The organism is Streptomyces sp. NPDC002574 (genome assembly GCF_042889545.1).
Classification (GTDB): domain Bacteria; phylum Actinomycetota; class Actinomycetes; order Streptomycetales; family Streptomycetaceae; genus Actinacidiphila.
The window spans coordinates 32,095-58,012 of record NZ_JBIARB010000016.1; the positions used below are offsets into that span (position 1 = coordinate 32,095).

The 25,918-nt window shown below is 73.4% G+C and carries 21 protein-coding genes; 10 read left to right on the top strand and 11 right to left on the bottom strand.

The features are described from left to right. Positions 1–241: 241 nt before the first annotated feature. Entirely contained in the window at positions 242–2,470 is a 2,229-nt protein-coding gene (locus ACFYXS_RS32785; RefSeq protein ID WP_389254837.1) for a hypothetical protein, read from the top strand. On the opposite strand, the gene ACFYXS_RS32790 is transcribed toward ACFYXS_RS32785, so the two are convergent. From ACFYXS_RS32790 to ACFYXS_RS32805, 4 genes are all read right to left on the bottom strand, one after another. Beyond that, the gene (locus tag ACFYXS_RS32790; protein WP_389254839.1) at positions 2,440–4,875 is read right to left on the bottom strand and encodes a right-handed parallel beta-helix repeat-containing protein; all 2,436 of its coding nucleotides are present in this window, start codon (positions 4,873–4,875) and stop codon (positions 2,440–2,442) included. The two genes, ACFYXS_RS32785 and ACFYXS_RS32790, sit on opposite strands and share 31 nt — an antisense overlap. A 111-nt stretch (positions 4,876–4,986) precedes the next feature. Further along, the gene (locus ACFYXS_RS32795) at positions 4,987–5,592 is read right to left on the bottom strand and encodes a hypothetical protein (RefSeq protein WP_389254841.1); all 606 of its coding nucleotides are present in this window, start codon (positions 5,590–5,592) and stop codon (positions 4,987–4,989) included. 148 nt (positions 5,593–5,740) lie between these two features. Further along, a complete protein-coding gene (locus ACFYXS_RS32800) occupies positions 5,741–6,577 on the bottom strand; it encodes an MOSC domain-containing protein (protein ID WP_389254843.1) in 837 nt (278 codons plus the stop codon). Positions 6,578–6,640: 63 nt separating this feature from the next. Then, positions 6,641–7,171 carry a DUF6643 family protein gene (locus ACFYXS_RS32805; protein WP_389254845.1) on the bottom strand — a complete coding sequence of 177 codons (531 nt, stop codon included), beginning with the start codon at positions 7,169–7,171 and terminating at the stop codon, positions 6,641–6,643. Positions 7,172–7,519: 348 nt separating this feature from the next. Here ACFYXS_RS32805 and ACFYXS_RS32810 point away from each other — a divergent pair, with 348 nt between their 5' ends. Further along, positions 7,520–8,635 carry a glycosyltransferase gene (locus tag ACFYXS_RS32810; RefSeq protein WP_389254847.1) on the top strand — a complete coding sequence of 372 codons (1,116 nt, stop codon included), beginning with the start codon at positions 7,520–7,522 and terminating at the stop codon, positions 8,633–8,635. Here ACFYXS_RS32810 and ACFYXS_RS32815 read toward each other — a convergent pair. Beyond that, a complete protein-coding gene (locus ACFYXS_RS32815; RefSeq protein ID WP_389254849.1) occupies positions 8,608–9,843 on the bottom strand; it encodes a glycosyltransferase in 1,236 nt (411 codons plus the stop codon). The two genes, ACFYXS_RS32810 and ACFYXS_RS32815, sit on opposite strands and share 28 nt — an antisense overlap. Before the next feature lie 77 nt (positions 9,844–9,920). On the opposite strand from ACFYXS_RS32815, the gene ACFYXS_RS32820 reads away from it, so the two are divergent. Together ACFYXS_RS32820 and ACFYXS_RS32825 are read left to right on the top strand one after the other, a co-directional pair. Further along, entirely contained in the window at positions 9,921–10,715 is a 795-nt protein-coding gene (locus tag ACFYXS_RS32820) for a glutamate racemase (protein WP_389254851.1), read from the top strand. A gap of 66 nt (positions 10,716–10,781) precedes the next feature. Beyond that, positions 10,782–11,309, top strand: coding sequence for a hypothetical protein (locus tag ACFYXS_RS32825; protein WP_389254853.1), 528 nt, complete (start codon positions 10,782–10,784; stop codon positions 11,307–11,309). 58 nt (positions 11,310–11,367) lie between these two features. On the opposite strand, the gene ACFYXS_RS32830 is transcribed toward ACFYXS_RS32825, so the two are convergent. Then, on the bottom strand, positions 11,368–12,768 hold the full coding sequence (locus tag ACFYXS_RS32830; RefSeq protein ID WP_389254855.1) for a GH1 family beta-glucosidase: 1,401 nt from the start codon (positions 12,766–12,768) through the stop codon (positions 11,368–11,370). Between the two features lie 83 nt (positions 12,769–12,851). Continuing rightward, positions 12,852–13,898 (bottom strand): LacI family DNA-binding transcriptional regulator, encoded by a 1,047-nt coding sequence (locus ACFYXS_RS32835; RefSeq protein ID WP_389254857.1) that lies wholly within the window; start codon positions 13,896–13,898, stop codon positions 12,852–12,854. A gap of 254 nt (positions 13,899–14,152) precedes the next feature. Here ACFYXS_RS32835 and ACFYXS_RS32840 point away from each other — a divergent pair, with 254 nt between their 5' ends. Continuing rightward, positions 14,153–14,578, top strand: a complete 426-nt coding sequence (locus ACFYXS_RS32840; RefSeq protein WP_389254859.1) for a hypothetical protein — start codon at positions 14,153–14,155, stop codon at positions 14,576–14,578. 36 nt (positions 14,579–14,614) lie between these two features. Here ACFYXS_RS32840 and ACFYXS_RS32845 read toward each other — a convergent pair whose 3' ends face one another. After that, complete coding sequence (locus ACFYXS_RS32845; protein WP_389254861.1) at positions 14,615–15,682, bottom strand: O-antigen ligase family protein; 1,068 nt, start codon at positions 15,680–15,682, stop codon at positions 14,615–14,617. Between the two features lie 164 nt (positions 15,683–15,846). On the opposite strand from ACFYXS_RS32845, the gene ACFYXS_RS32850 reads away from it, so the two are divergent. From ACFYXS_RS32850 to ACFYXS_RS32860, 3 genes are all read left to right on the top strand, one after another. Next, positions 15,847–16,332: an NUDIX domain-containing protein gene (locus ACFYXS_RS32850; RefSeq protein ID WP_389254863.1), complete on the top strand. Its 486-nt coding sequence runs from the start codon at positions 15,847–15,849 to the stop codon at positions 16,330–16,332. Positions 16,333–16,417: 85 nt separating this feature from the next. After that, positions 16,418–17,212: a 3-hydroxybutyrate dehydrogenase gene (locus tag ACFYXS_RS32855; protein ID WP_389254865.1), complete on the top strand. Its 795-nt coding sequence runs from the start codon at positions 16,418–16,420 to the stop codon at positions 17,210–17,212. A gap of 96 nt (positions 17,213–17,308) precedes the next feature. After that, positions 17,309–19,207 (top strand): helix-turn-helix domain-containing protein, encoded by a 1,899-nt coding sequence (locus ACFYXS_RS32860; protein WP_389255076.1) that lies wholly within the window; start codon positions 17,309–17,311, stop codon positions 19,205–19,207. Positions 19,208–19,304: 97 nt separating this feature from the next. Here ACFYXS_RS32860 and ACFYXS_RS32865 read toward each other — a convergent pair whose 3' ends face one another. After that, positions 19,305–20,681: an MFS transporter gene (locus ACFYXS_RS32865; protein WP_389254867.1), complete on the bottom strand. Its 1,377-nt coding sequence runs from the start codon at positions 20,679–20,681 to the stop codon at positions 19,305–19,307. 302 nt (positions 20,682–20,983) lie between these two features. On the opposite strand from ACFYXS_RS32865, the gene ACFYXS_RS32870 reads away from it, so the two are divergent. Beyond that, on the top strand, positions 20,984–23,203 hold the full coding sequence (locus ACFYXS_RS32870) for an NADP-dependent isocitrate dehydrogenase (RefSeq protein ID WP_389254869.1): 2,220 nt from the start codon (positions 20,984–20,986) through the stop codon (positions 23,201–23,203). 93 nt (positions 23,204–23,296) lie between these two features. On the opposite strand, the gene ACFYXS_RS32875 is transcribed toward ACFYXS_RS32870, so the two are convergent. Together ACFYXS_RS32875 and ACFYXS_RS32880 are read right to left on the bottom strand one after the other, a co-directional pair. Beyond that, positions 23,297–24,028: an SRPBCC domain-containing protein gene (locus ACFYXS_RS32875; RefSeq protein ID WP_389254871.1), complete on the bottom strand. Its 732-nt coding sequence runs from the start codon at positions 24,026–24,028 to the stop codon at positions 23,297–23,299. Between the two features lie 83 nt (positions 24,029–24,111). Continuing rightward, positions 24,112–24,762 (bottom strand): ArsR/SmtB family transcription factor, encoded by a 651-nt coding sequence (locus ACFYXS_RS32880; protein WP_389254873.1) that lies wholly within the window; start codon positions 24,760–24,762, stop codon positions 24,112–24,114. A gap of 311 nt (positions 24,763–25,073) precedes the next feature. Between ACFYXS_RS32880 and ACFYXS_RS32885 the strand changes: the two genes are divergently transcribed. Next, positions 25,074–25,916, top strand: coding sequence for a nitrilase-related carbon-nitrogen hydrolase (locus ACFYXS_RS32885; RefSeq protein ID WP_389254875.1), 843 nt, complete (start codon positions 25,074–25,076; stop codon positions 25,914–25,916). The last annotated feature ends 2 nt before the right edge of the window (positions 25,917–25,918 follow it).

Sequence of the window (25,918 nt, forward strand, 5' to 3'; positions counted from 1 at the left end):
GTGATGGGTCACACACACAACGCGCGTAACTCGATCGGGTGGGATCGGGGCATACCCCTGTCCAATTCGCGTACGCGTGCCCGATTCTGAGTACGCGCGTTGCCGTACACGCATGACGGGGAAAGTACGGGAAAATACGTGAAAGTACGGGGAGGCGATCGCCATTCGGTCGGATGCGGTAAGAGCCGAGCTCTCGCTCGAACTGCTGGTGCACGGCGTCGGGGGTACGACCCCGCAGACCATGCTCAACGACCCACGGATCACGCGGGTCTGCGGCGACGACACCGCCGGGATATACCGCCGTGCCGACGACGCCGACGCCGAGAGCCGCCCCGGCGACTACGCGGGCGTCCCCGTGCCCGACGCCTACTCGTGGTGCAACCTGACCTCGGGGGACGGCAGTCGCGCCCTGTGGCTGCTGCTGCTCCCCTTCATGGTCGCCAATCTCGCCCACTGGATGCGTCCACCGGTCGACCGCGGCCGGTTGGACCGGGCCTACGACGTGCTGGTGCGGCTGCTCGCCCTCTCACTCACCGTGCTGCTGGTGGCCGCGGCGTGCGAGGTCGCGATGGATCTGGTGGCCTGGCAGTGCGCGGGCAACGCGGCGTGCGTGGGCGGGAAGAGCTGGCTGACCTTCCTTGCCAGCGGCGAGCCGGGGCGTCGCGTCGCCGCGGGCGCCGCGCTGCCGGTCGGCCTCACGCTCCTGCTCTGGTGGCTCTCCCGGCACACCTGGTACGCATACGAGTCCCAGCGCCCGCTGCCGCTCCCCCCGACGGCCCAGGCCCCACCGGCGACCGCGGACGTCACCCCGCTGTCCCGGCGCGGTTTCTGGTACGGGCGGCGGCTGGTGGCCCGGCTGCGAGCCGCGCACACCGCGGCGGGACTGCTCACGGTGGCGATCGCCCTCGTCGTGCCCGCGCTGCAGCACGACATGGCGCCGCGGGGCGGCACGGTCCTCGCGGTCCTGGGATGGCTGCTCACCGGGGGCCTGGCCGGGCTGACGGTCGCTGTGGTCGCGGTGACCTGCGGGATGGGCCGCAGCGAGCACGCGCCGGACGAGGCGCTGGACCCCCGACTGGCCCGGGCGATGATGGGCGGCACGGCCGCCGCGCTCCTCACCGCGGCCCTGTACGCCTGCTGGCACCGTCCGGACTGGGTCTCCACCGGCAGGCTTCCCGTCGGGGACGCCTTCGCCTGGATCGCGCTGCTCCAGGTGTCACTGCTGGCCGTCCTCGGCGTCGTCTCCCACCGGATGTACCGGGTCGGAGGCGGGCCCGGGGAACTGAGCGGACTAGCGGGCCCCGTGGTGGCGCTGCTGGCCTGCGCCCTCGGCGGCGTGCTCAGCGGCGGCGTCGCCCAGCGCGTGGCGGACTGGCTGGACCGGGGCGGGATGCCGGGCGCCGCGGGCAGCACCGTGGCCGGGCCACCGGTGCTGCTCTCGTGGCAGGCGGCGGTCATTCCGGTGCTGCTGCTCGTGCTGACCGTGGTCGTCGTGCTGCGGTTGCGGCGGCTGTGGCACCGTGCGCGGGAGTTGACGCCCTTGGTCGAGGCAGACTACCCGGGCGAGGAGCACGAGCCGGCACGCACCCGGCAGATCGCCATGGCCCGCGCACGGGCCGAACTCACCGATCAGGCATCGGTGTTCATCGGGGTCACCGGAGTGGTGTCCTTCCTGCTCGGCGCGGGCGCGCTCGCCGGGGCATGGCTGAGCGACGCGGTGCCGGGCGACGCGAGCGACGGCGCGCCCGCGGTGGTGCGTACGGCCGCGCAGACCGCCCAGGCCCTGGGCTCCTGGCTGGTGGGCGCCGGCGTGGTCGCCCTGATCGCGCTGGGCCGCAGGGCCTATCGCGACGCGGGGGCACGCCGGACGATCGGGATCCTGTGGGACGTCGGCACCTTCTGGCCGCGCGCGGCACACCCCTTCTCCCCACCGTGCTACGCCGAACGGGCCGTCCCCGACCTCACCTGGCGCATGACGACCTGGACCGAGGCACACCGCGGCCCGATCATCCTCTCCGGGCACTCCCAGGGCAGCGTGCTGGCCGCGGCCGCGGTGTGGCAGCTCGATCCGGCGACCAGGGGCCGGATCGCCCTGCTGACCTACGGATCGCCGCTGTCCCGGCTGTACGGGCGCTGGTTCCCCGCGTACTTCGGGCCCGGGGCGCTGACCGCCCTCCACCGGGACCTTCAGGCATGGCGGAACCTGTGGCGCAGCACCGACCCGATCGGTGGCCCGGTCCACCTGGACGAACCCGGGCCGCCGGTCGACCGCGGGCCGCTGCCGGACCCGGCGGCGTACGGGCGCACGGAGCAACATCCGCTGCCCGCACCGTTGCTGACGCACTTCGACTACCAGGCCGACCCCGCCTTCGCGGCGGAGCGCGGCGCCCTGCTCGCATGGGTCTCGGAGCACCGGAAGGAGGCGGTGCCCGCGCAGGCTCAGGGCAGCGCCGGCAAATCCTCCGGGTAGAGGAGCTGCAGCTCCTCGTGGCTCGGCTCGCTCACCTGCGCGAGGCGGCCAGCGTGGCGCTCCACCATGGCCTCGAAGGTCTGCCGCGCGGTGCGTCCGTTGCCGAACGCCGGGCCCTTGGGGATGGCGGTGAAGTACTTGTACAGCGCCTCGGCGGCGTCGTCGGCGAGTTGGTACTCGTGCTCCTCGGCCTGCGACTGCACGATGCGCAGGAGCTCGACCGGGGTGTAGTCGTCGAAGGTGATGGTGCGGGAGAAGCGGGAGGCGACACCAGGGTTGGCGGACAGGAAGTGCTCCATCTCCGCGGTGTAGCCGGCCACGATTACCACCACGGCCTCCCGGTGGTCCTCCATCAGCTTGACCAGGGTGTCGATCGCCTCGCGCCCGAAGTCACGCCCGGAGTCCTCGGGGGCCAGCGCGTAGGCCTCGTCGATGAACAGCACACCGCCGCGCGCCCGGTCGAAGGCCTCCTGCGTGCGGATGGCGGTGGAGCCGATGTGCTCGCCGACCAGGTCGACACGGGCGACCTCGACCAGGTGCCCGCGTTCCAGGACGCCGAGCGCGGCCAGGATCTCCCCGTAGAGGCGGGCGACGGTGGTCTTGCCGGTGCCGGGGGAGCCGGTAAAGACCAGGTGCCGGCGCGGCGAGGGGGCCTTGAGCCCGGCCTTCTGGCGGCGACGGCCCACGGCGATCAGGTCGATGAGCGAGCGCACCTCGCGCTTGACGCTGTCCAGGCCGACCAGGGCGTCGAGTTCGCCCAGCACCTCCTCCGAGGGCCGGCTGTCGGGAGCCGGGGCCCCGGGCGCCGAGGACGCGGGTGTGGTGAAGGTGGGCCGTACGGGCACACCGCCGAGCAGCCCGAAGGACTGTGTCGCGGGCTGCCGTTCGGGCGCGGGCGAGGCGCCGGAGGGGATGGTCTCGCCGGTGGTGCCGAGCTCGCCGCTCTGGTCGCTCGTGCAGTCCTCGGTGACCGGGCCGGGCTCGGCGAACTCGTAACCGCCGCGTGCGCAGCGTTCGGTGCGGCAGCGGGTGAGGGTGGAGCGGCACCCGTCGATGATGTGGAAGCCGTAGCCGCGACTGCCCGTGACCCGGCACCCGGTGAAGGTGCCGCGGCCGCCCGCGGAGACGTAGAAGCCCGCTTCCGCGGGGTTGGTCACGACGCACCGGTCGATGGAGGGGTCGGCCCCCTTGGTGACGATGACGCCCGTGGCGGTGTCGTCGATGGTGCAGCCGGAGAGGGTGCCGCCGCTGCCGTGGTCGCGGAACCAGGCGCCGGTAGAGGCCTCACGGATGCGGCAGTCGTCGAGCTGGACGGTGGCGCCGTCGCTGACCGAGACGGCGGTGTTGCGGACCTGGGTGATGTCGCTGTCGACGACGTCGGCACGCGAGCCCCGGTCCAGGACGAACAGGGCGTCGGGCACGTCGTGGACGCGGCAGGACTCGAGGACGGCCGCGGCGCCGTCGCTGACCCAGACCGCGGGGTAGTCGCCCTGACTGTCGTGGATCTCGCACTGGTTGGCGTCGGCGCGGGTGCCGGGGTCCCAGACGGACAGGCCGTTGCGGCCGAAGCGGCGCACCGCGGTGCGGGTGAGGGTGAGCACCGAGCGCGAGCGCAGGTCGATCGCGTTCTCGGGGATGTCGTGGATGTCGCAGTCGGAGAGGGTCAGCACGGCGTCGGTGTCCAGCGTGATGCCGTCGCCGGTGGTGCGGTGCACCTGGCAGTCGGTGAGATGCCCGGCCGCGCGGGAGGCGACCTGCACGCCCGTGCCCTTGACCTCGTAGATCTCGCAGCCGATCGCCTCCGCGGTGGTCCCCTCGCCGGTGAGGGCCAACCCGGCGCCCGAGGTGTTGCGGATCCTGCAGCGCTCCAGCCGGGGGGACGCCCCACCGCGCACGGAGACGCCGCTCTGGCCGGCCGCGACGACCTCGCAGTCCTCGAAGAGCCCGCCCGAGGCGTCCAGCACGCTGATGCCGAGCCCGGCGGGGTTGTCCACCGTGCAGCGGCGCACCGTGGGGCGGGCGCCGCCGCGCACCTCTATGCCCACCGCGGAGCGGGTGCTGACGCGCAGTCCGGACAGTTCGGGAGTGGCGGAGCCCTCGATCAGCAGGGCGGCCGCGGAGATGTCCTGGCCCTCGACCGACAGGTCCTGGACGGTCGCCGACGCGCACACGGTGAGCGCCACACCCGAGGGCGGGGCGATCCGCACCGACCCGGCGCCCTCGGCTCCGCGCAGCGTTATGGCCTTCTCCACGACGAGGTTTTCCCGGTAGGTGCCGGGGTTGATCGACAGCACGTCACCGTCGGCGGCCGCTTCCAGGGCGGCAGCCAGGCTTTCGTACTCTCCCGTGCGGCGGCGCCACCGTGAGCTGCTGGTATGCGTCACCTGAACCACGCCTTGTGCCATGGAGATGCTGTGCCCCGTCCTCTTGCGCTGCGCCGACCTGGGGGCCTCCACGGTAGCGTGCGCCGGGTGCCCGTCAGCACCGAGATGGAGATGGATCACCTGCCGGATACGTCAGCCGCCGGCGCCGGCCCGGCCCCAGCTCTGTCCGGCCGCGGCCCACTCCCGCTCCCACTCCGCAAGGCGCCGTCGCATCAGGTGCCACATGAGTGACTGGCGTGCCATGAGCCCCAGAACGCACGCGGCGAGGAAGGTGCCGATCCCGGCGAGCGTCGCATGGGTGTCGGCGGTACCGGCGTCCAGAGGGGCGGGAGCCGGTGCCCGCCCGGCCCGGTCGGTCCAGAGGCTGATGCGGTCGCCCTTGCCCCGGTCGGCCGAGATCAGCACGTTCGCGGTGTGGGGCCGGCCGTCGGCGGCCGTCCAGCGGACGACGGCGAGGCGGCGCTCCTCGCGCACCTGGCCGGACTCGGGGTCGCTGTCGGACACTTCGCGGGGACCGGCCCTGAGGACCACCGCGGGACGCTGGGTCCGCTGCGCGTGCTCGGTGCGGACGGTCTCCCGCAACGTGCTGCCGACGGCGGCGCCCGCGGCCCAGCCGGCGGCCGGCGCGCCCAATGCGATGACGCAGGCGGTGGCGAGCCCTGCCCAGGCCTCGAAGACATCCGACCGGCGGCGCAGCGGATTGCTCCGCCACCGCCATGCCAGCACGCTCCTGGCCATCGCACCGCACTCCTTCACCGTCCAAGTACCGCACAAGGCACGGGACTTGTACGGCACCGATCGGGTCGGAGAGAGCCATCTCACCCTCAGTCCGTCCGCAGCCGGTCCGCACACATCCCCGGACAGCGCCGCAATCACGTGACGCGCATCACTCCATGATGGACAACGCGTCGCCGACCCGCAGTGTTCCGGTCCCGAGGGGCACGACATTCTGTCCGAACACCAGGCCGGCGCCGATCCTGCGGTGCCGGGCGAGCGACCGCAGAGGTTCCTTGCCGCGCTCCGCGGTCCGCTGGTCGGTCGTGGTGACCACACAGCGCCCGCACGGTTTCACGACGCGGAATTCGACTTCCCCGATACGGATACGCCGCCACGTGTCCTCGGCCCATGCCTCCGTACCCGTAAGGACGGCGTTGGGGCGGAATCGGTTCATCGGGACCGGCCCCTCATGCGCGTGATCGCCTCCCGCGATCAGCCCGTTGAGGGCGTCCAGCGACGCCTGCGTGGTCAGCAGCAGCGGAAACCCGTCCGCGAAACTCACCGTTTCCCCGGGGCGGCCGAAGTCCGGGTCGACCGGTCGTCTGCGGGCCGGGTCGTCGAGGTGGACAAGGGTGACCTCCATGCCCAGGTACGCGCCGAACCAAGCGGCGGCCGCGACCCCCGCGGTCACGGCCTCCACCTTGTCGCGCCAGATCGTCACCGGCACGGTCGCCCCCGGCGTGGGCACGTCCACGACCAGCGGGTCCTGTCCCGGGGCGTGCAGCAGCAACCCGCCGTGCGGCAGCGACTCCGCGCGTGCCAGAGCCAGCCGGGGCTGCTCCCGCTGGGTGACGAACTTCCCCGCAGCGTCCACGAGCATCCACCGGCGGTCCCCGGCGAGCCCCCACGGCTCCACCGTCGCCCGGGACAGCGGCACGCCCCCGGCCGACTTGACCGGGTAGACGTGCAGCGCGCTCAGGCGTGGTGGCGGCGTCGGCGTCGTCATGCCGCCATCGTGCCAGTCGGCACGGTCACCCGTCGGCGGGCAACCGGCCGTTCGTTGTCATGCTCAGCCCGGGTAGTAGCCCTGGCCGAGGTTGCGCCGCTGCTGGTAGGGCTGCTGCTCGTCGTAGCCGCTCGGCGCCGCCATCTGGCGCGGGGGCACGGGGCGGGGCGCCACCGGACGGGCCTGCTCGTAGCCGGCCGGGCCCTGGTACTGCTGCGGGGCCGGCTGCTGCTGCGGGTATCCGCCGTTGAACGCCGCGGGCCGGGGAGCGGTGGCCTGCTGCGGGATGTACGGGGCCGGTGTCTGCTGCAGCGGGGGGTGCTGCTGGTAGCCGCCGGGGGCCTGGTAGCCCGAGTACGTGCTCTGCTGCGGCGCGCTCGGGGCCTGGTGGTACGAGGAGGGTCCGGCGGGCAGCGCGGGGAGCGCTGCGGGCAGGGCCGGGAGATTGCTGCCGACGTCGTACGCGGACGGAACGCGGATCGGCGCGATCTGGGGGGTGCCCCGCTCCGCGACAAGACTGTCGTAGATGGGCGTGTCGGGAAAGAACGGCGACGTGTAGTAGCCACCGCCGTAAGAACCGCGGGGGGAGGTCATAGCCCATAAGTTAAGCCCACGATGTGCTGGTTGGGGAGACCGATTAGCGGGTCATTTCATGTGCAGCGAGTGACGAGTGAAGCCGATTGTGAGCGAATGGGAGAAAAACGGGCCGCGGTCGTCGTTTCGATCCCGTAAAAGCCCTGGGCCTGGGGTGTTACCGGCTGTCCGGGCGACGGTGGGAGCGGCCTCCCGCGGCTTTTCCGTAAGCGTTTCCGCCCATTGCCCTGCGTGACGGAACGGCCACTCATTCGGTCCAACAGCTCACCCGCACGAGGGAGCGTCAAGGCCTTCCGCTGACTCCGGCGAACTCCCCCGGGCCCCGCGCCCGGTGTGCCACAGTGGGCCATGCGCGTCGCCATGTTCTTCGGGCAGGCACGTCCCGTCAGGCCGGAGGAGTGGCACAAGGCCGCCGCCACCGTCGCCGAGGTCGTGGACGTGGTCGCGGTGCGGGAGCTGAGTCTCCCCTCCGTGCCGGGGCTCCCGTACGCCGGCCGCGATCCGGAACGGCCCCACCACTACCAAGTGGCCCTTCCCCTGGGCGGACTCGCCGCGCGTCGCGTCACCGTCGGGCGGATCGAAGGCGTCCTGCGGCACGAGACGGCCGAGTGCGGCCGCGTCGACGTCCTGCACGGTCATGTCCCCGGAGCCGACGACCTCTTGCCGTGGGTCGCGCGCGCCACGCGGCTGCCCTACGTCCTCACCGAGGACGACGCCCGCTGGTTCGACAGCCCCTCGCGCATGCGCCGCGGGCGGGCCCGTGCCTACCGCGAGGCCGCATCGGTGCTCGCGGTCAGCGACGCGCTCCTGCTGCGCCTCGGCGAGCAGCGGATGCCGGGGCGCCACCGGGTCGTGCCGCACCCCGTCGGCCCCGACACCCTGCCCCGCGTCCCGGCCCGCGCCCGGATCAGCCAGGACCCGGTGCGGATAGCCGCCGCGGGGAGCTTCGGGCCGCACGAGGGGTGGGAGACGCTCGTCCACGCCTTCGCCGCCGCCCGGTTGAAGGACCCGCGGCTGCGGCTGGACATCATCGCGGAGGGGCACGCCGAGGTCCCCACCGAACTGCGCGGCCTCCTGCGCAGATGCGGGGCGGCGTCCGCCGTCACCGTACGCCGGGCGCGCGGGCGTGCCGAGGCGCTGCACGCGGTCGCCCACGCCGATCTCTACGCGGTCGCCGACGCCGTCGAGAGCTTCTGCCTGCGGGCCCTGGACGCGCTGGGATGCGGCACGATGGTGGTGGGCACGCGGACGGGTGCCCTGCCCGAACTCGTCGGCCACGACGGGGGATTCCTCGTGGACCCAGGGGACCCGGCGGCCTTCGCGCACGCCCTGGTGGAGGCCGCCGCGGCGCTGCCCCGGCATCAGCCCGCCGCCCTCGCCGACCGCACCTTGCGCAAGTTCGGCACCGCCGCGGTCGGTGCCCGCCTCGCCGTCGCCTACGCCGAGGCGTCGGGCCGCGCATAGGTGCGGCCCTTCCAGGCCGCGCCGCGGCCGCGGTGGTGCTGCACGGCGGAGTCGACCGTCATCAGCAGATAGAGCACCGCCGTGAAGGGCAGCAGCGGGGCGAGCCACAGCGGCTGCCGGTAGTAGCGCAGCATCGGCCCGTAGGTTCGGCACATCACCGCCCATGCCGCCGCCCCGGCGGCGCACTGCCACCACGCCCCGGCGAGCGCCCCGCCGACGGCGGCGACCGGGGGCAGGACGTAGATCAGCAGCAGCCCCAGCACCGTGCCCGTGAGCAGGGCCGCGCTGTGCCGCAGTTGGGCGTACGCGCTCCGCGAGACCATCCGCCACAGCTCGGACAGCCCGGGGTAGGGGCGGACGCTGTCCACCTCGTCGGCCAGCCCGAGCCAGATCCGGCCGCCGGTGCCCTTCACCGCCCTGGCCAGCGCCACGTCGTCGATCACCGCGTGCCGGATCGAGGCCGGGACACCGGCCCGCTCGACGGCGCTCCGGCGGATCAGCACGCAGCCGCCCGCCGCCGCCGCGGTCCTCGCCCGAGCGCGATTGACCCAGCGGAACGGGTACAACTGGGCGAAGAAATAGACGAAAGCGGGCACGATCAGCCGCTCCCACGGTGTGGCCACCCGCAGCCGCGCCATCTGCGACACCATGTCGAGCCCATTGGTCCGCGCCGCGGCCGTCAAGTGGCGTAGCGAGTCCGGGGCGTGGGCGATGTCGGCGTCCGTGAGCAGCAGGAACTCCGGCGCCACGGCGGACTGCATGGCCACCTCGATGCCGTGCCGGACCGCCCACAGTTTGCCCGTCCACCCGGCGGGCGGCGGCCCGGGCGAGACCACCCGCAGTGGCAGTCCGCCCGTCTCCTCCGCCAGCCGTTTCGCCAGTTCACCGGTGCCGTCCGTGCTGCCGTCGTCCACGAGCACCACCTCGGCGCGGCCCGGATACCGCTGCCCCAGCACGCTCGGCAGGCTGAGCGGCAGCACCCCGGCCTCGTCCCGTGCCGGTACGACGACGGCCACGTCGGGCCACTCCTCACCCCCGCCGGCGTCCTCCGGAGGGGGCGGCGGGGGCGGAGGGAGCCGCACGTCGGTCCGCCAGAACATCCCCTGCGCCAGCAGCAGCCACAGCCATGCCAGCAGCGACACCACGGTCGCCCACGTCAGCCACGTCACCCCCGCAGTCTGCCGCCACGGCCCCCACCTGCGCGGCATTTCCCCGGGGCACCCGACAGGGCCCCGCACCCGCCGGGCCGTCGGTCCGACAATCGCATCACGTAAAGTGGTGCTCCGTGAAGATCGCGCTGATGGACTCCGGAATCGGGCTGCTCGCCGCGGCCGCCGCGCTCCGCCGGATGCGGCCCGACGCGGACCTCGTGCTCTCGAGCGACCCCGACGGCATGCCCTGGGGCCCGCGCACCCCCGAGGACGTCACCGACCACGCGCTGGCCTGCGCACGCGCGGCCGCGCTGCACGGCCCCGACGCGCTGATCGTCGCCTGCAACACCGCGACCGTGCACGCGCTGCCCGCGCTGCGCGCCGAACTGGAACCCTCGATCCCGGTCATCGGCACCGTGCCCGCGATCAAGCCGGCCGCCGCCGGTGCCCGCACCGTCGCGATCTGGGCGACCCCGGCGACCACCGGCAGCCGCTACCAGCGCGATCTGATCCGGGAGTTCGGCAACGGCGCCTCCGTCACCGAGGTGCCCTGCCCCGGTCTCGCCGACGCCGTGGACAAGGCCGACGCGGCGGGTACCGCGGCCGCCATCGCCGCCGCGGCGGCGCTCACGCCCTCCGACGCCGAGGCCGTCGTGCTGGGCTGCACCCACTACGAACTCGTCGCCGACCGCATCCGCGCGGCCCTGGACACCACGGCCCCGCTGTTCGGCTCCGCCGACGCCGTCGCCGCGCAGACGCTGCGCCGGATCGGAGCCGCGCCCGCCCCGGCCAACGCACCGACGGGCGGGCTCGCGGTCATCCTCAGCGGCCGGCCGGGCGCGGTCACGCCGCAGGCGCTGGCCTATGCGGAGGGACGTTTCCTCGCGGACGCCGCCTCCGCCGCGTCCGGCGCGGCGCGCGTCCTCTGACGGCCCACCGCCCCCGGTCCCGTTCGCACGGCTGCCATCCGCCCCGCGGATGAGTACCCTGCTCACATGACGGACGCGCAGCGTGACGACGCGCGTACGCCCCAGGTGTGGACGGGCCACGCCAGCAACCGATTCCAGTGGCTGCTGGCGGGCGTGGGTGCTGCCTGCATGGCGCTGGGCATCGAACTCGCCGTGGACTCCGCCTACACCTCCGGCGTCGCGCCGCTGATCATGTCGGTGGTGGGCTGCATCGCGGCGGGGCTCCTGGTGCTGTTCGGCACCGTCGCCTTCACGCATGTGCGCGTGAAGGTGGACCGGGACGGGCTCCAGGTGCGCTGCGGCCACATCGGCGTGCCGCGCCGCAGCATCCCGTGGAACGAGATCAACGACGCCCACCTCGCACCCCTGGTGAGCCCCCGGCACTGGGGCGGCTGGGGCTACCGCTGGCGCCCCGAGCAGGGCACGGCGGTGGTCGTCCGGCGCGGGCCCGGCGTGGTGATCGACCTGGGCAACGGGCGGCACTTCACCGTCACCGTGGACGACGCCGAGGGCGCCGTCCGGGCCATCCGCACCCGGCTGGGCCTGCGCCCGTAGGCGGGCGGTTGCCCGCCCACGGGTTCACCCCGGTGGCCCAGCGGACCTCCGGCGCCTGTCAGGACTGCTGCTTCCCGGTCCGCGCGCGGTGGGCGGCGATCAGGTCGCGGTACCAGGCGTAGCTCGACTTCGGGACCCTCTCGGCCCCGTTGCCGTAGTCGACGTGGACGATGCCGAAGCGCTGCCCGTACCCGCGGGCCCACTCGAAGTTGTCCAGCAGCGACCAGACGTAGTACCCGCGCACGTCCATGCCCGCGTCGATCGCGGCGGCCAGCGCGTGGAGGTGGTCCGCCAGGTACGCCACCCGGTCCGGGTCGTCGACACTCCCGTCGGCGGCGCGGACGTCGGCCTCGGCCGAACCGTTCTCCGTGATCAGGGCCGGGGGCAGCGACGGGTAGCGGTCGCGCAGTTCCAGCAGGAGCGCCGTGAACGCCTGGGGTACGACCGGCCAGCCCATGGTGGTGTGCCGCGTCCCGTACGGGTCGGTCTCGCGCACACCGATGTCGACCGCGGTGCGGCGGGCCGGGTCGGCCTCGCGGTGCGGCGCGTCCTCGACGGTGAGCGGGCGGTAGAAGTTCAGGCCCACGAAGTCCAGCGGGGCGCCGATGACCTGGAGGTCGCCCTCGCGGCGGTACGAGCCGTCGGCGAGCGCGCCCCACGTCTCGGCCTCGCCGGCCGGGTAGCGGCCGGCGAACAGCGGTTCCGTCCAGGTGTCGTTGTGCAGCGTCACGGCCCGGCGCAGTGCGCCCTGGTCGGCCGCGGAGCCGCTCGCGGCCTCGATGCGGTCGAGGTTGAGGGTGATGCCGATCTCGCGCGCTCCCGCGGCGCGCAGGGCCGGCACCGCGAGGCCGTGGCCGAGCAGCAGGTGGTGCGCGGCGGCCAGCGCGCCCGTCCCCTCGCGGGCGCCGGGGGCGTGCCGTCCCTCGGCGTAGCCGACGAAGGCCGAGCAGTAGGGCTCGTTCAGGGTGATCCAGCGTCCGACGCGGACCCCGAGGCGGTCCGCGACGATCCCCGCGTACGCGGCGAAGTGCTCGGCCGTCGCGCGGCTGCGCCAGCCGCCCTCGTCCTCCAGGGCCTGGGGCAGGTCCCAGTGGTAGAGGGTGACGGCGGGGGAGATGCCGGCGGCCAGCAGATCGTCGGTGAGGCGGTCGTAGAAGTCCAGGCCCTTGTCGTTGATCCGGCCCCGGCCCTCGGGCAGCACGCGCGACCAGGCGACGGAGAAGCGGTAGGAGTCGACACCGAGGCCCTCGAGGAGCGCGACGTCCTCGGCGTGGCGGTGGTAGTGGTCGCACGCGACGTCACCGGTGGCGCCGTCCGCCGTGCGGCCGGGGGTGTGACTGAAGGTGTCCCAGATGGACGGCCCGCGGCCGTCCTCGTCGTGGGCGCCCTCGATCTGGTAGGCCGCGGTCGCGGCGCCGAAGAGGAATCCGGGCGGGAAGGACGGGAGTTCGGTGGGCATGCGAAGGGGCTCCCTCGGCTCGGTGTGCGGTGCGGCGGGACGGGACGGGACGGAACGGAACGGGGCGGGACGGGCGGGGTGGCTCAGCGCCCGGCGGGGCGCGGACGTGGACGGGGCGGCGCGACACGCTCGCGCGCCAGCAGGACGGGGGCGATCAGCCGCCCGCCGGGAGCGAGGCCGGACGGGACGACGCCCTGCGCATGGGCGTCGATCGTCTCCACGGCCAGCCGCACGACCTCGGCGGACATCTCCTCCACCGGCAGCTCGATGCGCGGCAGTTCGCGTCCCCCGACATCGTCCGCGAGATTGCCGACCGCCACGACCGACAGGTCCTCCGGGACCCGCAGCCCCTCCGCGGTGACGGCGGCCAGGATGTGCGGCAGCGCGGCGACGTGCTGCACGACCAGCGCGGTCGGCGGCCGTTCGCCGCAGAGCAGGGTGCGGAGCACGTGCGGCAGCCGCGGCATGTCGCCGGTCGACTCGCGGACGGCGACGTCCGCGCCCGTCTCCGCCGCGGCCCGGCGTGCGCCCGCGACCCCGCGGACCGCGTAGCCGCGCCGGGCCCGCAGTTCGTGGTCGGTGGTCGCGAGGAAAGCGACGTCGCGGTGCCCGGCCGCGACGACCGTACGGACCGCCAGGGCGGTCGCGGCCTCCCAGTCCAGATCGGTCCACGGCTGCGAGTCGTCGGCCGACCGGCCCAGCAGGGCGGTGGGGAAGGCGAGTTCGCGCAACGCCTCGATGCGGGGGTCCTCCATCTCGACCGCCATGAGGATCGCGGCGTCCGCCTGCCGGCCGCCCGCGATCCGGCGCAGCCCCGGGACGCCCTCCCGCGCCGTTGTGAGCAGGACGTCGTACCCGTGCGCGCGGGCCGCGTCGCTGATGCCGATGGCGAAGCGCCCGTCGACCGCCCGGTAGCCCCCGGCGACCCGCGGCAGCGCGAGGGCCAGCACCTGCGTCCGTGTGCTCCGCAGCGTCCGCGCGCTCGCCCGCGGGTGGTAGCCCAGCTCGTCGATCGCCTGCCGCACGGCGCGGCGCGTCTCCTCGGAGATCTTGCGGGACCCGCTCAGGACGTACGACACGGTGCTCGGCGCGACTCCCGCGCGCTCCGCGACGTCCTTGATCGTGGCCATGCGGCTCCTCCCGGCGGCGGTGTGTCGTGGTGCCGATGCTGTCGAATCGATTCGAAGCGCCACCGATGGTAGATCGCCCTTCCGATCCGCAGCAAGTGCCTGCCGTCGGGTCGTCGGCCGCCTAGGCTTGAATGCCTCGATTGCGCGGTTGGGGGGGCGGGATCATGATGTGGTCGGCGGCTGGGGACACGTCCCTCGCAAGTGAATTGGTCATCGCGGTGGTCGGATTCGCCGCGGGTGTGGTGCTCGCGTCCGTGAACGCGCTCCATGCCCGCCGCAACGAGAACCGCCGCCAGCGGGCCGAACGCGCCGGCGACGCGCTGGTGGACTTCATGCGTGGCATCGCCGAGAACGCCCAGTACCGCGGACGTCTCCACGGCGCCGGACACGCCGTGACGGCGGAACGCGCCGCCGTATTGGAGGACCGGATCACCGAGTCCCTGGTCCTCGTCTCCTCCGCGAAGGCGCGCCTGGCCACCTACGGCAATGCCGAGGCCGGCCGGATACTGGCCGCGATCGAGCGGGACGGCGGGTTCGTGGGCTCCGATCCCGTGGTCCAGCGCCGCCTGTCCGAACTCGTCACGGCGTTGCGCGCGGAGCTGCGGCTCAGCGGCAACCTCGAGGCGGAGGAGATCCGCGTCATCCTCTTCGGCGCACGGCCGGGTCCGTCCCCTGCCTGAGCGGCCGTGCCGGCCCCGCAACGTCCGTGCGCGCGCTCAGTGCCCGGTCGGCGGTCCGTCGCGGGTCGGGCGGGAGGTGGCGAGGCCCGCGAGGAGGCCCGCGCCGGCGGTGACGGCGGCGTAGCTGAGGACGTGGTCCACGGCGGACTGCATGGCCAGGCCGGTGAGCGCGGCCGCGGCGGTGAGGACGACGGGCGTGGTGCGGGGGGAGCGGCGCAGGGCCCACAGGATCCAGGCGTAGGAGGCGGCGAGGAGGGCGACGCCCGGGACGCCCTGCTCGGCGGCGAGCTGGAGCGGGGCCGACCGGGGTTTGCCGCTGCCGGCGGTGACGTCGGTGTCCGACGTGTCCCCGGTGTCCTCCACGTCCGCGAACCGTCCGGGACCGACACCGCGCAGCGGGCTGGTCCCCGCGATGTCCAGGGCCTCGTGCCAGAGCCTGACGCGCGCGGGGGTGAGCTGGCCGGACAGGGACGCGGACAGTCCCGGCGGCAGGGCGTCCACGGCGACCGCGTACGTGCCGCCGACCGCCACGACGGTGGCCAGCGCCAGTCCGGCGAGCCCGACCACCCGCGGCGTGCGGTCGGCCGCGAGTGAGCACAGGAGCACGCCGAGCGAGGCGGCGAAACCGGCTGCCGAGCCGAGGCCGAGGGCGAGCAGCGCCGCCAGGGCGCCGAGCAGCCGCAGGCCGAGCCGCAGCGGGCCCGGGCGGGCGGCCCACGCGGCGCAGCACGCGGCGCCGGTGGCGAGCACCATGAGGGCGGCGTCGGCGTTGACGTATCCCAGCGGCGGGGTGTGCGGTCCGCGCGACAGACGTCCGGGCAGCAGCAGTGTCAGCGCGACCGCGCCCACGGCCGCGGTGGCGGGCACCGCGACCGGACGCAGGGCCCCGCCGATCCGCCCGGCGGCGAAGCCGGCGGCGACGGCGAGCACCGCGAGCAGGACGCCCTCGGGCCGTGCGGGACGGCCGACCGCCGAGACCAGCGCCCACACCGCGCTCGCGGCCAGGAGCGCCGCTCCGACGGCGTCGCCCCGGCCGGATCGCGGGCTGTCGGGCGGGGCGTCGTCGCCGGCGATGCCGGCCGCGTCACCCGTTGTCGTGTTCATCCCCGAACCCCCTGACGCCACCCCGCGCGGGCGGGATCCCCCGGGGCTCACGGTAACCGCTGTGACGTGGTGGTGTGGATATGTCGTGCGGTAACACCGTGGCACTCGCGGCGGCCCGACCGCCACGGCGGACATGATCCACGCGAGCACGTAGGCTCGAGGGCGTGCCGATTCCCGAATTCATCCGCGAGCTGCGCGCCCTCGTCGGCCACCGGCAGCTGCTGCTGCCCGGTGTCACGGCGGTCGTCCTCGACGACGACAACCGCGTCCTGCTCAACCGCCGTGCCGACAACGGGCGCTGGTCCCTGATCGGGGGGATCAGCGAACCCGGTGAGCAGCCCGCCGAGACCGCCGTGCGGGAGGTGCTGGAGGAGACCGGTGTCCGGGCGGTGGCCGAACGGGTCGTCCTGGTCCAGACGATCAAGCCGGTGCTCTATCCCAACGGCGACCGCTGCCAGTACGTCGACATCACCCTGCGCTGCCGTGCCGTGGGCGGCGAGGCGCACGTGGCGGACGACGAGTCGCTGGAGGTCGCCTGGTTCGGCATGGACGAGCTGCCCGAGCTCGGCGGCCACGGACAGCTGCGCCTCAAGCACGCGCTCTCCGAAGGACCCACCTGGTTCGAGCCGGCGGGGCCGCCGGAAGAGTGAGTGTGGGGTGCGCCCACCGGCTCGGACGTGACTGTGGGCGTTGCCCACATCGGTGCGGGGGCCGTCGTTGCCTAGCCTCGTGGCCATGACGGACTCCACCCCCCAGCCGGGCGTCCCCGACCTGGGCGGCCGCACCGCCCTGGTCACCGGAGCCGCGGGCGGCATCGGACGCGCGTGTGTGCTGCGGCTGGCCGCCGCGGGCGCCAAGGTGCGTGCCGTGGACCGCGACGCCGAGGGCCTGGCCGCCCTCGTCGAACGGGCCACGGGCGACGACCTCCCCGGCACGGTCGAGGCGCTCACGCTGGACCTCACCGACCTCGACGCCGCCGAGCACGCCGGGGCAGGCACCGACATCCTCGTCAACAACGCCGGGCTCCAACTGGTCCGGCCCATCGAGGACTTCCCGCCGCAGGTGTTCTCCACGGTGCTGCGGGTGATGCTGGAGGCCCCGTTCCGGCTCATGCGCGGCGCGCTGCCGCACATGTACGGCCAGGGCTGGGGCCGCATCGTGAACATCTCCTCGGTGCACGGACTGCGCGCCTCGCCGTACAAGAGCGCCTATGTCGCCGCCAAGCACGGTCTCGAAGGGCTCTCGAAGACGGCCGCGCTCGAGGGCGCCGCGCACGGCGTGACCTCCAACTGCGTGTGCCCCGGCTACGTACGCACCCCGCTGGTCGAGCGGCAGATCGCCGACCAGGCGGCCGCGCACGGCATCGCCCCCGAGCGGGTGGTCGGCGAGATCCTGCTCGCGGACTCCGCCGTGAAGCGGCTCGTGGAGCCGGAGGAGGTCGCCGAGATGGCCGCGTATCTCTGTTCCCCGCAGGCGTCCTTCGTCACCGGCGCGTCGTTGACCATGGACGGCGGATGGACGGCACATTGATCTGCCGGTATCCCTGACACCGTGCCCGACCTCCACGACGCATCCGACCGCCACGACCCATCCGCCCGGGACGACCACGAGGACACCAGCGGACCCATGCCTCCGTACGGACCCGCCGACGCGCCCTACCTGCGGCTGCTGGCCCGGGGTGCCCCGGCGGAGGAGTACGAACGCCCGGTGCTGGCCGCCCGGGCCGAGGGCGCGGCGCCCACCGTGCTCGCCGAGTTGGAGCAGGCCAAGATGCTGGCGCTGCGGGTGCGCGCGGAGATGGAGGGCCGGCGACGGCGCGAGGCCGAGCTGTCGGCGCTCTTCGAGACGGCCGGCGACCTCGCGGGGCTGCGCGACCTGGACTCCGTGCTGCAGGCCATCGTGCACCGCGCCCGCTCGCTGCTCGGCACGGACGTGGCCTATCTGAGCCTGAACGACCGCAAACTCGGCGACACCTACATGCGGGTCACCGAGGGCTCGGTCTCGGCGCGCTTCCAGCGTGTGCGGCTCGGCATGGGGGAGGGGCTGGGCGGGCTGGTCGCCCAGACCGCGATGCCCTACGTCACCGAGTCCTACTTCGACGACGAGCGGTTCCGCCACACCTCCCCGATCGACTCCGCGGTGCACGACGAGGGCCTGGTCGCGATCCTCGGGGTGCCGCTGGTGCTCGGGACCGGGGTCATCGGCGTGCTGTACGCGGCCGACCGGCGGGCCCGGGTCTTCGAGCGGGAGCAGATCGCCCTGCTGGCCTCGCTCGCCTCGCTCGCGGCCGTCGCCATCGACACGGCCAACCTGCTCGAGGAGACCCGTTCGGCCCTCGCCGACCTCGGCGCGGCGAACGAGACCATCCGCACCCACAGCGCGGCGCTGGAACGCGCCTCCGAGGTGCACGACCGGCTGACCGAACTCGTGCTGCGCGGCGGCGATGTGGACGACGTCGCACACGCGGTCGCCCAAGTGCTCGCCGGAACGGTCCGCGTGGTGGGCCACGACCACGAGCCCGTCCCCGGCGAACTGGCCGACGCCGTCGCCCGCTCCCGCAAGGACGGCCGCGCCGTGCGCCAGGGCGGCACCTGGGCCGCCGCCGTCACCGCGGGCGGCGAACTGCTCGGCGCGCTGCTGCTGCGGGGCCACCCCGAACTCGATCCCGTCGACCAACGCACCCTGGAGCGGGCCGCGATGGTCACCTCCCTGCTGCTGCTCGCCCGCCGCAACGCGGCCGAGGCCGAACAGCGCTTCCGCGGCGAACTGCTGGACGACCTGCTCGACGCCCCGCACCGCGACCCCCGGTTGCTGCGGGAACGCGCCGGACGGCTGCGCGCCGACCTGGACGCCCCGCACATTGTGCTGGCCGCGCGCATCGACGACGAGACCGACGGCAGTTCCGACCGGCTCCGCCTGTGGTCCGCCGCCACGCACATCGCGGCCACCCACCGTGGCCTGGCGGCGGCGAGGGACGGCGGCACCGTGCTGCTGCTCCCTCTCGAGCCGGACGCCGACGCCTCGTCCACGGCGCGCCGCATCGCCCGCCAGCTCGGCACCGCCGTCCAGGCCGCCGTCACCGTGGGGGCGTCCAACCCCGTTGCCGCTCCGGCCGGCCGTCCCGGATCGGTGGCACTCGCCTATGCCGAGGCCCAGCGCTGCGGCGACGCCCTGCGCGCCCTCGGCCGCGCCGGAGAGGGCGCCGCGGGGGCCGACTTCGGATTCCTCGGCCTGCTGCTCACCGACGCCCGGGACGTCGACGGCTTTGTCCACCGCACCATAGGGACCGTCGCCGACTACGACGTACGACGCGGCACCGAGCTCGTCCGCACCCTCGACGCCTACTTCTCCAGCGGCATGAGCCCGGTGCGCACCAAGGACGCCCTCCACGTGCACGTCAACACCGTCGCCCAGCGTCTGGAACGGATATCCCACCTGCTCGGCCCGGACTGGCAGTCACCGGACCGGGCATTGGAGATCCAGCTCGCGCTGCGCCTGCACCGCCTTTCCTCGGGCCAGGACTGATCCACGCCCCCCTTGTCGTCGACGGCGACGGCAGACCCCGCCACCGACGACGGTGGCGGGGTCTGCGCCGGGCTGCGGACGTCCGGTCCCGGCGGCCTCAGCTCGCGGGCGCCGAACGGGCGAGGGGCGCCTCGTCCGCGGTCTCGGGTTCGACGGCCGCGAGGTCGCGGCCGCGGGTCTCCTTGGCCACGGAGACCGCGACCAGGGTGATGACGGCGGCGAGGATGACGTAGAGGGCGATCGGGGTCGCGCTGTCGTAGTCGGCGAGCAGCGCCGTCGCGATGAGCGGTGCCGGGGCGCCGGCCGCGACCGAGGCGAACTGGGCGCCGATCGAGGCGCCCGAGTAGCGCATCCGGGTCGCGAACATCTCAGAGAAGAAGGCGGCCTGGGGCGCGTACATGGCGCCGTGCAGGATCAGGCCGACCGTCACGGCCAGCAGCAGCGCCGGGAAGCTCTTGGTGTCGATCAGCGCGAAGAAGGGGAACGCCCACAGGCCCACCCCGGCCGCGCCCAGCAGGTAGACCGGCTTGCGGCCGATCCGGTCCGAGAGCGCGCCCCAGGCCGGGATCACCGCGAAGTGCACGGCGGAGGCGATGAGCACGGCGTTGAGCGCGGTCTGCTTGCCGAGGCCCGCCTGTGTGGTCGCGTACACCAGGACGAAGGCCGTGATCACGTAGTAGCTGATGTTCTCGGCCATGCGCGCGCCCATCGCCACGAGCACGTCGCGCCAGTGGTCGCGCAGCACGGCCACCAGCGGCATCCGCTCGACCGCCGCGGTCTCGGTCTTGCGGGCCTCGGCCCGCGCGAGGGCCTCCTTGAAGACCGGGGACTCGTCCACCGAGAGCCGGATCCACAGGCCGACCATGACCAGGACGCCGGACAGCAGGAAGGGCACGCGCCAGCCCCACGAGGTGAAGGCGGCATCCGACAGCAGGGCGGTCAGCGCGGACAGCACACCTGTGGCCAGCAGCTGTCCGGCGGGGGCCCCGGTCTGCGGCCAGGAGGCCCAGAAACCACGCTGCCGGGCGTCCCCGTGCTCCGACACCAGCAGCACCGCGCCGCCCCACTCGCCGCCGAGCGCGAATCCCTGCACCAGGCGCAGCGCGGTGAGCAGTACGGGCGCGGCCGCGCCGAGGGTGGCGTGGGTCGGCAGCAGGCCGATGCAGAAGGTCGCGCCGCCCATGAGCAGCAGGCTGAGCACCAGGAGGCGCTTGCGCCCGAGGCGGTCCCCGTAGTGCCCGAAGACCAGCGCGCCGATGGGCCGCGCGGCGAAGCCCACCGCATAGGTCAGGAACGACAGGAGGGTGCCGACCAGCGGATCCGAGCCGGGGAAGAACAGCTTGTTGAAGACGAGGGCGGCGGCGGACCCGTAGAGGAAGAAGTCGTACCACTCGATGGTCGTGCCGATCAGGCTCGCGGCGACGATCCGCCGGAGGCCGGCCGGCGGTGGGGGAGCGGTTGCGGGGGAAGCCATGTGCACCACTTCCAGGCGGTTGTCGGGGACGTTTCCGTGTCGGCACAACGTAGAAAGACGCAGGTCACCGGCCCATGTGGTGGGACACCATAGTTAATGTGCCTGATATCCCCGCGGCCACCACGGCCGTGCGTCGGCCGGGGGCGCGGAGGAGCGGGGACGGGGTCGCCAGGAGGTCGTCGACGGAGTCCGGCCGTCGGGCGTCGCCGCCGTGGGCAGGGTCCCGTCGAGACGGATGCGCTCACGAGATATCTTGATGTCGAGCAATGTTGCAATGTTGCAGACGTGGAGCGGAGCACCCGGTGACTGACTCGACCATCATCTATACGCACACCGACGAGGCGCCGGCGCTGGCGACGTACTCGTTCCTGCCCGTGATCCAGGCGTACGCCTCCACGGCCGGAGTCGCCGTGGAGACCCGCGACATCTCCCTGGCCGGCCGGATCATCGCCAGTTTCCCCGAGTACCTGGAGGAGGGCCAGCGCATCCCCGACGCCCTCGCCGAGCTCGGTGAGCTGGCCAAGACCCCCGCGGCCAACATCATCAAGCTGCCGAACGTCTCGGCCTCGATCCCGCAGCTGAAGGCCGCCGTCGCGGAGCTGCAGGAGCAGGGCTACGCGCTGCCGGACTACCCGGACGACGCGAAGTCCGACGAGGACAAGGACGTGCGCGCCCGCTACGACAAGATCAAGGGCAGCGCCGTCAACCCGGTCCTGCGCGAGGGCAACTCCGACCGCCGCGCCCCCGCGTCGGTCAAGAACTACGCCAAGGCGCACCCGCACCGCATGGGTGCCTGGTCGGCCGACTCCAAGACCAACGTCGCGCACATGACCGGTGACGACTTCCGGTCCACCGAGAAGTCCGCGGTCATCGCCGAGGACGGCTCCCTGCGCATCGAGCTGCTCGGCGACGACGGCACCACCACGGTGCTGCGCGAGTCGGTGCCGGTGCTCGCGGGCGAGGTCGTGGACGCCTCCGTCATGCGCGTCGCGGTGCTCCGCGAGTTCCTCGGCGAGCAGGTCGCCCGTGCCAAGTCGGAGGACGTGCTGTTCTCCGTGCACCTCAAGGCCACGATGATGAAGGTCTCCGACCCGATCGTCTTCGGCCACGTGGTGCGCGCCTTCTTCCCGAAGACCTTCGCGCAGTACGGCGAGGCCTTCGCCGCCGCCGGCCTGACCCCGAACGACGGTCTCGGCGGCATCCTCAAGGGTGTCGAGGCGCTTCCCGAGGGCGCGGCCATCAAGGCGTCCTTCGAGGCCGAGCTCGCCGAGGGCCCGGCCCTGGCGATGGTCGACTCCGACCGCGGCATCACCAACCTGCACGTCCCGAGCGACGTCATCGTCGACGCCTCCATGCCGGCCATGATCCGCACCTCCGGCCACATGTGGGGCCCGGACGGCCAGGAGGCCGACACCCTCGCGGTGCTCCCGGACAGCAGCTACGCCGGTATCTACCAGGCCGTCATCGACGACTGCCGCGCCCACGGCGCCTTCGACCCGGCCACCATGGGCTCGGTGCCCAACGTCGGCCTGATGGCGCAGAAGGCCGAGGAGTACGGCAGCCACGACAAGACCTTCGAGATCCAGCACACCGGCACCGTCCGCCTGGTCGACCGGGCCGGCAACGTCGTGCTGGAGCAGGCCGTCTCCGCGGGTGACATCTTCCGCGCCTGCCAGACCAAGGACGCGCCGATCAAGGACTGGGTCAAGCTCGCCGTCACCCGCGCCCGCGCGACCGGCGACCCGGCCGTGTTCTGGCTGGACGCGGAGCGCGCCCACGACGCGATCCTCATCGGCAAGGTGAAGCAGTACCTCACGGAGCACGACACCGAGGGCCTGCAGATCGAGATCAAGTCCCCGGTGGAGGCGACCGCGTTCTCCCTGGAGCGCATCCGCCGCGGCGAGAACACGATCTCGGTCACCGGCAACGTGCTGCGCGACTACCTGACCGACCTCTTCCCGATCCTGGAGCTGGGCACCAGCGCCAAGATGCTGTCGGTCGTCCCGCTGATGAACGGCGGCGGCCTGTTCGAGACCGGCGCCGGCGGCTCCGCGCCCAAGCACGTGCAGCAGCTGGTCAAGGAGAACTACCTGCGCTGGGACAGCCTGGGCGAGTTCCTGGCCCTCGCCGTCAGCTTCGAGCACCTGGCGACCACCACGGGCAACGCCCGCGCCCAGGTCCTGGCCGACACCCTGGACCGCGCCACCGGCACCTTCCTCAACGAGGACAAGTCGCCCAGCCGCAAGCTCGGCGGCATCGACAACCGCGGCAGCCACTTCTACCTGGCCCTGTACTGGGCCCAGGAGCTGGCGCGGCAGACGGACGACCCGGAGCTGGCCAAGGCCTTCGCCCCGCTCGCCCAGACGCTGGCCGAGCAGGAGGAGACCATCGTCGGCGAGCTGATCGCCGTCCAGGGCTCCCCGGCCGACATCGGCGGCTACTACCAGCCCGACCCGGCGAAGGCCTCGGCCGTCATGCGCCCGTCGGCCACCCTCAACGAGGCGCTGGCGACCCTCGGCTGACCGAACCGCGGCCCGTACGACGCGAACCGCCCCGGCTGGAGTCCAGCCGGGGCGGTTCCGTCGTGGTCGTCCGTGCGACGGGCTCCGCGCGCGTCAGGCGAAGACGCCGTCGAGCCAGCGCTGCCAGCGTTCCGCGGCCTCCTCGCCGTCGGCGCCGGCGGAGAAGTCGTGCACGCTGATGCCGACCGGCGCGCCGAAGTGGTTGCGGCCGAAGACCCGGTACATGGCGTCGGCGCTGCGCACGCCGACGAAGTACGGATCGCGGAAGTCCACGACGGCGTCCACGGGGTCCGCCGCGCCGGGCAGTCGCAGGCGGACGCCGGCGCCCTCGCCGGCCTCGTCCGGGACGCCGAGCGCGCGGCTGACGGCCTCCAGGGCGTCCGGCGCGGTGGAGGCGCCGGGGCCGTTCACGGTCGCGAAGGCGGCGGGGCGGCCCGCGAAGTGCGCCAGGTACTGGCGCAGGGTGTGCAGGTAGAAGTCGGTGTGCTTGCTCGCACCGTCGTACTGGTTGTCCCAGTCGTCCACGAAGATGCCGCTGTGCACGTAGCGCACCAGGGAGCCGCCGCCCTCGCGCGCCTCGATGAGGTGCTCGAGCTGGTTGAAGACCTGGTTCCGGGCGGCGTCGGTGAACTCGGCGCGGGCGGTCAGGTGGTGCGGCGGGTCCCAGACGGTGAGGACGCCGCCGAAGGGCGCCGCGCCGCCCTGGCGGGGCTCGAACTCCTGGGGCCACAGCCAGCCGCCCGAGCCGGTGGTGACGGCCTCCCAGACCTCCTCCGGTGCCGCCTCGACCTCGAACTCGCGGACGATCTCGAATTCCTTGCCCATGGTGCTGCTCTCTCCTCGTGCGCGCTGGTGCGGGGACGACGCGGTGGATGCGGTGGACACGGCCTGCGTTGCGGCGGGTCCGCTCACGGTGACTGCTCGATGGCGGGCGCGGACGGCGCGGACTCCGGCGCCGACTGCGGCCCGGGTGCGGGCTCCTTGACGGTGGGATGGAGCGCGACGACGATGCGGTGCTCGCGGCCGCCTTCGGCGTCCGCGTCGTGGTACTTGGCGATCAGCGCGCCGACGCCGCGGGTCAGCTCCTCCACGAAGGCGGCCCGGTCGGCGGCGGAGGCGAAGCGCACCTCGCCGTCCAGGGCGTAGGTGGCGAGCCGCTTGCGGGCCCTGGCCGCGCCGGTGATCAGGGTGCCGACGTCGCGCACCAGACGGGCGGCGACGGCCAGCAGCCAGCGGGCGGACAGCTGGTCCCGGAAGCGGCCCGGGTCCGGCTGCACGGCGGCCAGCGCGAGCGGCGAGATGACGTACGAGGCGGCGGTCGCCTGCATCAGCCGCTCGGTGACATTGCCCTTGCGGCGTTCCCCGGCCAGCTCCACCAGGCCGTGCGACTCCAGCGCCCTGAGGTGGTAGTTCACCTTCTGCCGGGGCAGCCCGACCCGCGCGGCGAGCATCGTCGCCGACGCGGGGCCGCCGGCGAGCTCGGCCAGGAGCCGGGCCCGTACGGGGTCCAGGGAGGCGGCGGCCGCCGCGGAGTCCTCGATCACGGTCACGTCCAACATGGCCCCAGGCTCTCACCGAAGAATATTTTTGTCCAGACTCGTGGTCTTGTCGGTGAGGTGCCAGCGCCGCCGCGACACCGGCCGGTAACCCCCGGGGCGGTGACGAAACGCCGATTTCACCGGGCGAGCGAGCACCCCTGACATCGCCCTGATGGGCATCCGCGCAGGTGACGCGACGGAACGCGGGGGCCCCGATCGCGTTACAGCGTGGTACTGCACCCCGCGCCTCCCGGCTCCTAAGGTCAGCCGACAAGCGGCCCGGAGTCGAGCTCCGGGGCCCGCTCCTCGCCGCGATTTCGGAGGGAAGACCGATGAGTCGAGTTGTGCGCGCAGCGCTCGTGCAGACCAGGTGGACCGGCGACAAGGAATCGATGATCGACCTGCACGAGCGGTACGCCCGTGAGGCCGCCGCCCAGGGGGCGCAGGTGATCGGCTTCCAGGAGGTCTTCAACGCCCCGTACTTCTGCCAGGTCCAGGAGCCGGAGCACTACCGCTGGGCCGAGCCCGTGCCGGACGGCCCGACGGTGCGGCGCATGCAAGCGCTGGCGAAGGAACTGAACCTGGTGATGGTCGTACCGGTGTACGAGGTCGAGCAGGCGGGCTTCTACTACAACACCGCGGCCGTGATCGACGCCGACGGCTCCTATCTCGGCAAGTACCGCAAGCACCACATCCCGCAGGTCAAGGGCTTCTGGGAGAAGTACTACTTCAAGCCCGGCAACCTGGGCTGGCCGGTCTTCGACACCGCGGTCGGCAAGGTCGGCGTCTACATCTGCTACGACCGGCACTTCCCCGAGGGCTGGCGCGCCCTCGGCCTCGCCGGAGCCGAGCTGGTCTACAACCCCTCCGCGACGTCCCGTGGACTGTCCGCCTACCTCTGGCAGTTGGAGCAGCCGGCCGCCGCCGTCGCCAACGAGTACTTCGTGGCCGCGATCAACCGGGTCGGCCAGGAGGAGTACGGCGACAACGACTTCTACGGCACCTCGTACTTCGTCGACCCGCGCGGGCAGTTCGTCGGCGACGTGGCCTCGGACAAGGAGGAGGAACTGGTCGTGCGCGACCTGGACTTCGGGCAGATCGAGGAGGTCCGCCAGCAGTGGGCCTTCTACCGGGACCGCCGCCCTGACGCCTACGGCCCGCTGACCGAGGCCTGAGG

Bases quoted from the DNA above. Each gene is read 5' to 3' on its own strand.
- ACFYXS_RS32875 (WP_389254871.1), bottom strand. From the start codon at position 24,028: ATGGGCAAGGAATTCGAGATCGTCCGCGAGTTCGAGGTCGAGGCGGCA.
- ACFYXS_RS32830 (WP_389254855.1), bottom strand. From the start codon at position 12,768: ATGCCCACCGAACTCCCGTCCTTCCCGCCCGGATTCCTCTTCGGCGCC.
- ACFYXS_RS32860 (WP_389255076.1), top strand. From the start codon at position 17,309: ATGCCTCCGTACGGACCCGCCGACGCGCCCTACCTGCGGCTGCTGGCC.
- ACFYXS_RS32790 (WP_389254839.1), bottom strand. From the start codon at position 4,875: ATGGCACAAGGCGTGGTTCAGGTGACGCATACCAGCAGCTCACGGTGG.
- ACFYXS_RS32785 (WP_389254837.1), top strand. From the start codon at position 242: ATGCTCAACGACCCACGGATCACGCGGGTCTGCGGCGACGACACCGCC.
- ACFYXS_RS32795 (WP_389254841.1), bottom strand. From the start codon at position 5,592: ATGGCCAGGAGCGTGCTGGCATGGCGGTGGCGGAGCAATCCGCTGCGC.
- ACFYXS_RS32805 (WP_389254845.1), bottom strand. From the start codon at position 7,171: ATGACCTCCCCCCGCGGTTCTTACGGCGGTGGCTACTACACGTCGCCG.
- ACFYXS_RS32855 (WP_389254865.1), top strand. From the start codon at position 16,418: ATGACGGACTCCACCCCCCAGCCGGGCGTCCCCGACCTGGGCGGCCGC.
- ACFYXS_RS32880 (WP_389254873.1), bottom strand. From the start codon at position 24,762: ATGTTGGACGTGACCGTGATCGAGGACTCCGCGGCGGCCGCCGCCTCC.
- ACFYXS_RS32845 (WP_389254861.1), bottom strand. From the start codon at position 15,682: ATGAACACGACAACGGGTGACGCGGCCGGCATCGCCGGCGACGACGCC.
- ACFYXS_RS32865 (WP_389254867.1), bottom strand. From the start codon at position 20,681: ATGGCTTCCCCCGCAACCGCTCCCCCACCGCCGGCCGGCCTCCGGCGG.
- ACFYXS_RS32825 (WP_389254853.1), top strand. From the start codon at position 10,782: ATGACGGACGCGCAGCGTGACGACGCGCGTACGCCCCAGGTGTGGACG.
- ACFYXS_RS32815 (WP_389254849.1), bottom strand. From the start codon at position 9,843: ATGCCGCGCAGGTGGGGGCCGTGGCGGCAGACTGCGGGGGTGACGTGG.
- ACFYXS_RS32885 (WP_389254875.1), top strand. From the start codon at position 25,074: ATGAGTCGAGTTGTGCGCGCAGCGCTCGTGCAGACCAGGTGGACCGGC.
- ACFYXS_RS32810 (WP_389254847.1), top strand. From the start codon at position 7,520: ATGCGCGTCGCCATGTTCTTCGGGCAGGCACGTCCCGTCAGGCCGGAG.
- ACFYXS_RS32800 (WP_389254843.1), bottom strand. From the start codon at position 6,577: ATGACGACGCCGACGCCGCCACCACGCCTGAGCGCGCTGCACGTCTAC.
- ACFYXS_RS32835 (WP_389254857.1), bottom strand. From the start codon at position 13,898: ATGGCCACGATCAAGGACGTCGCGGAGCGCGCGGGAGTCGCGCCGAGC.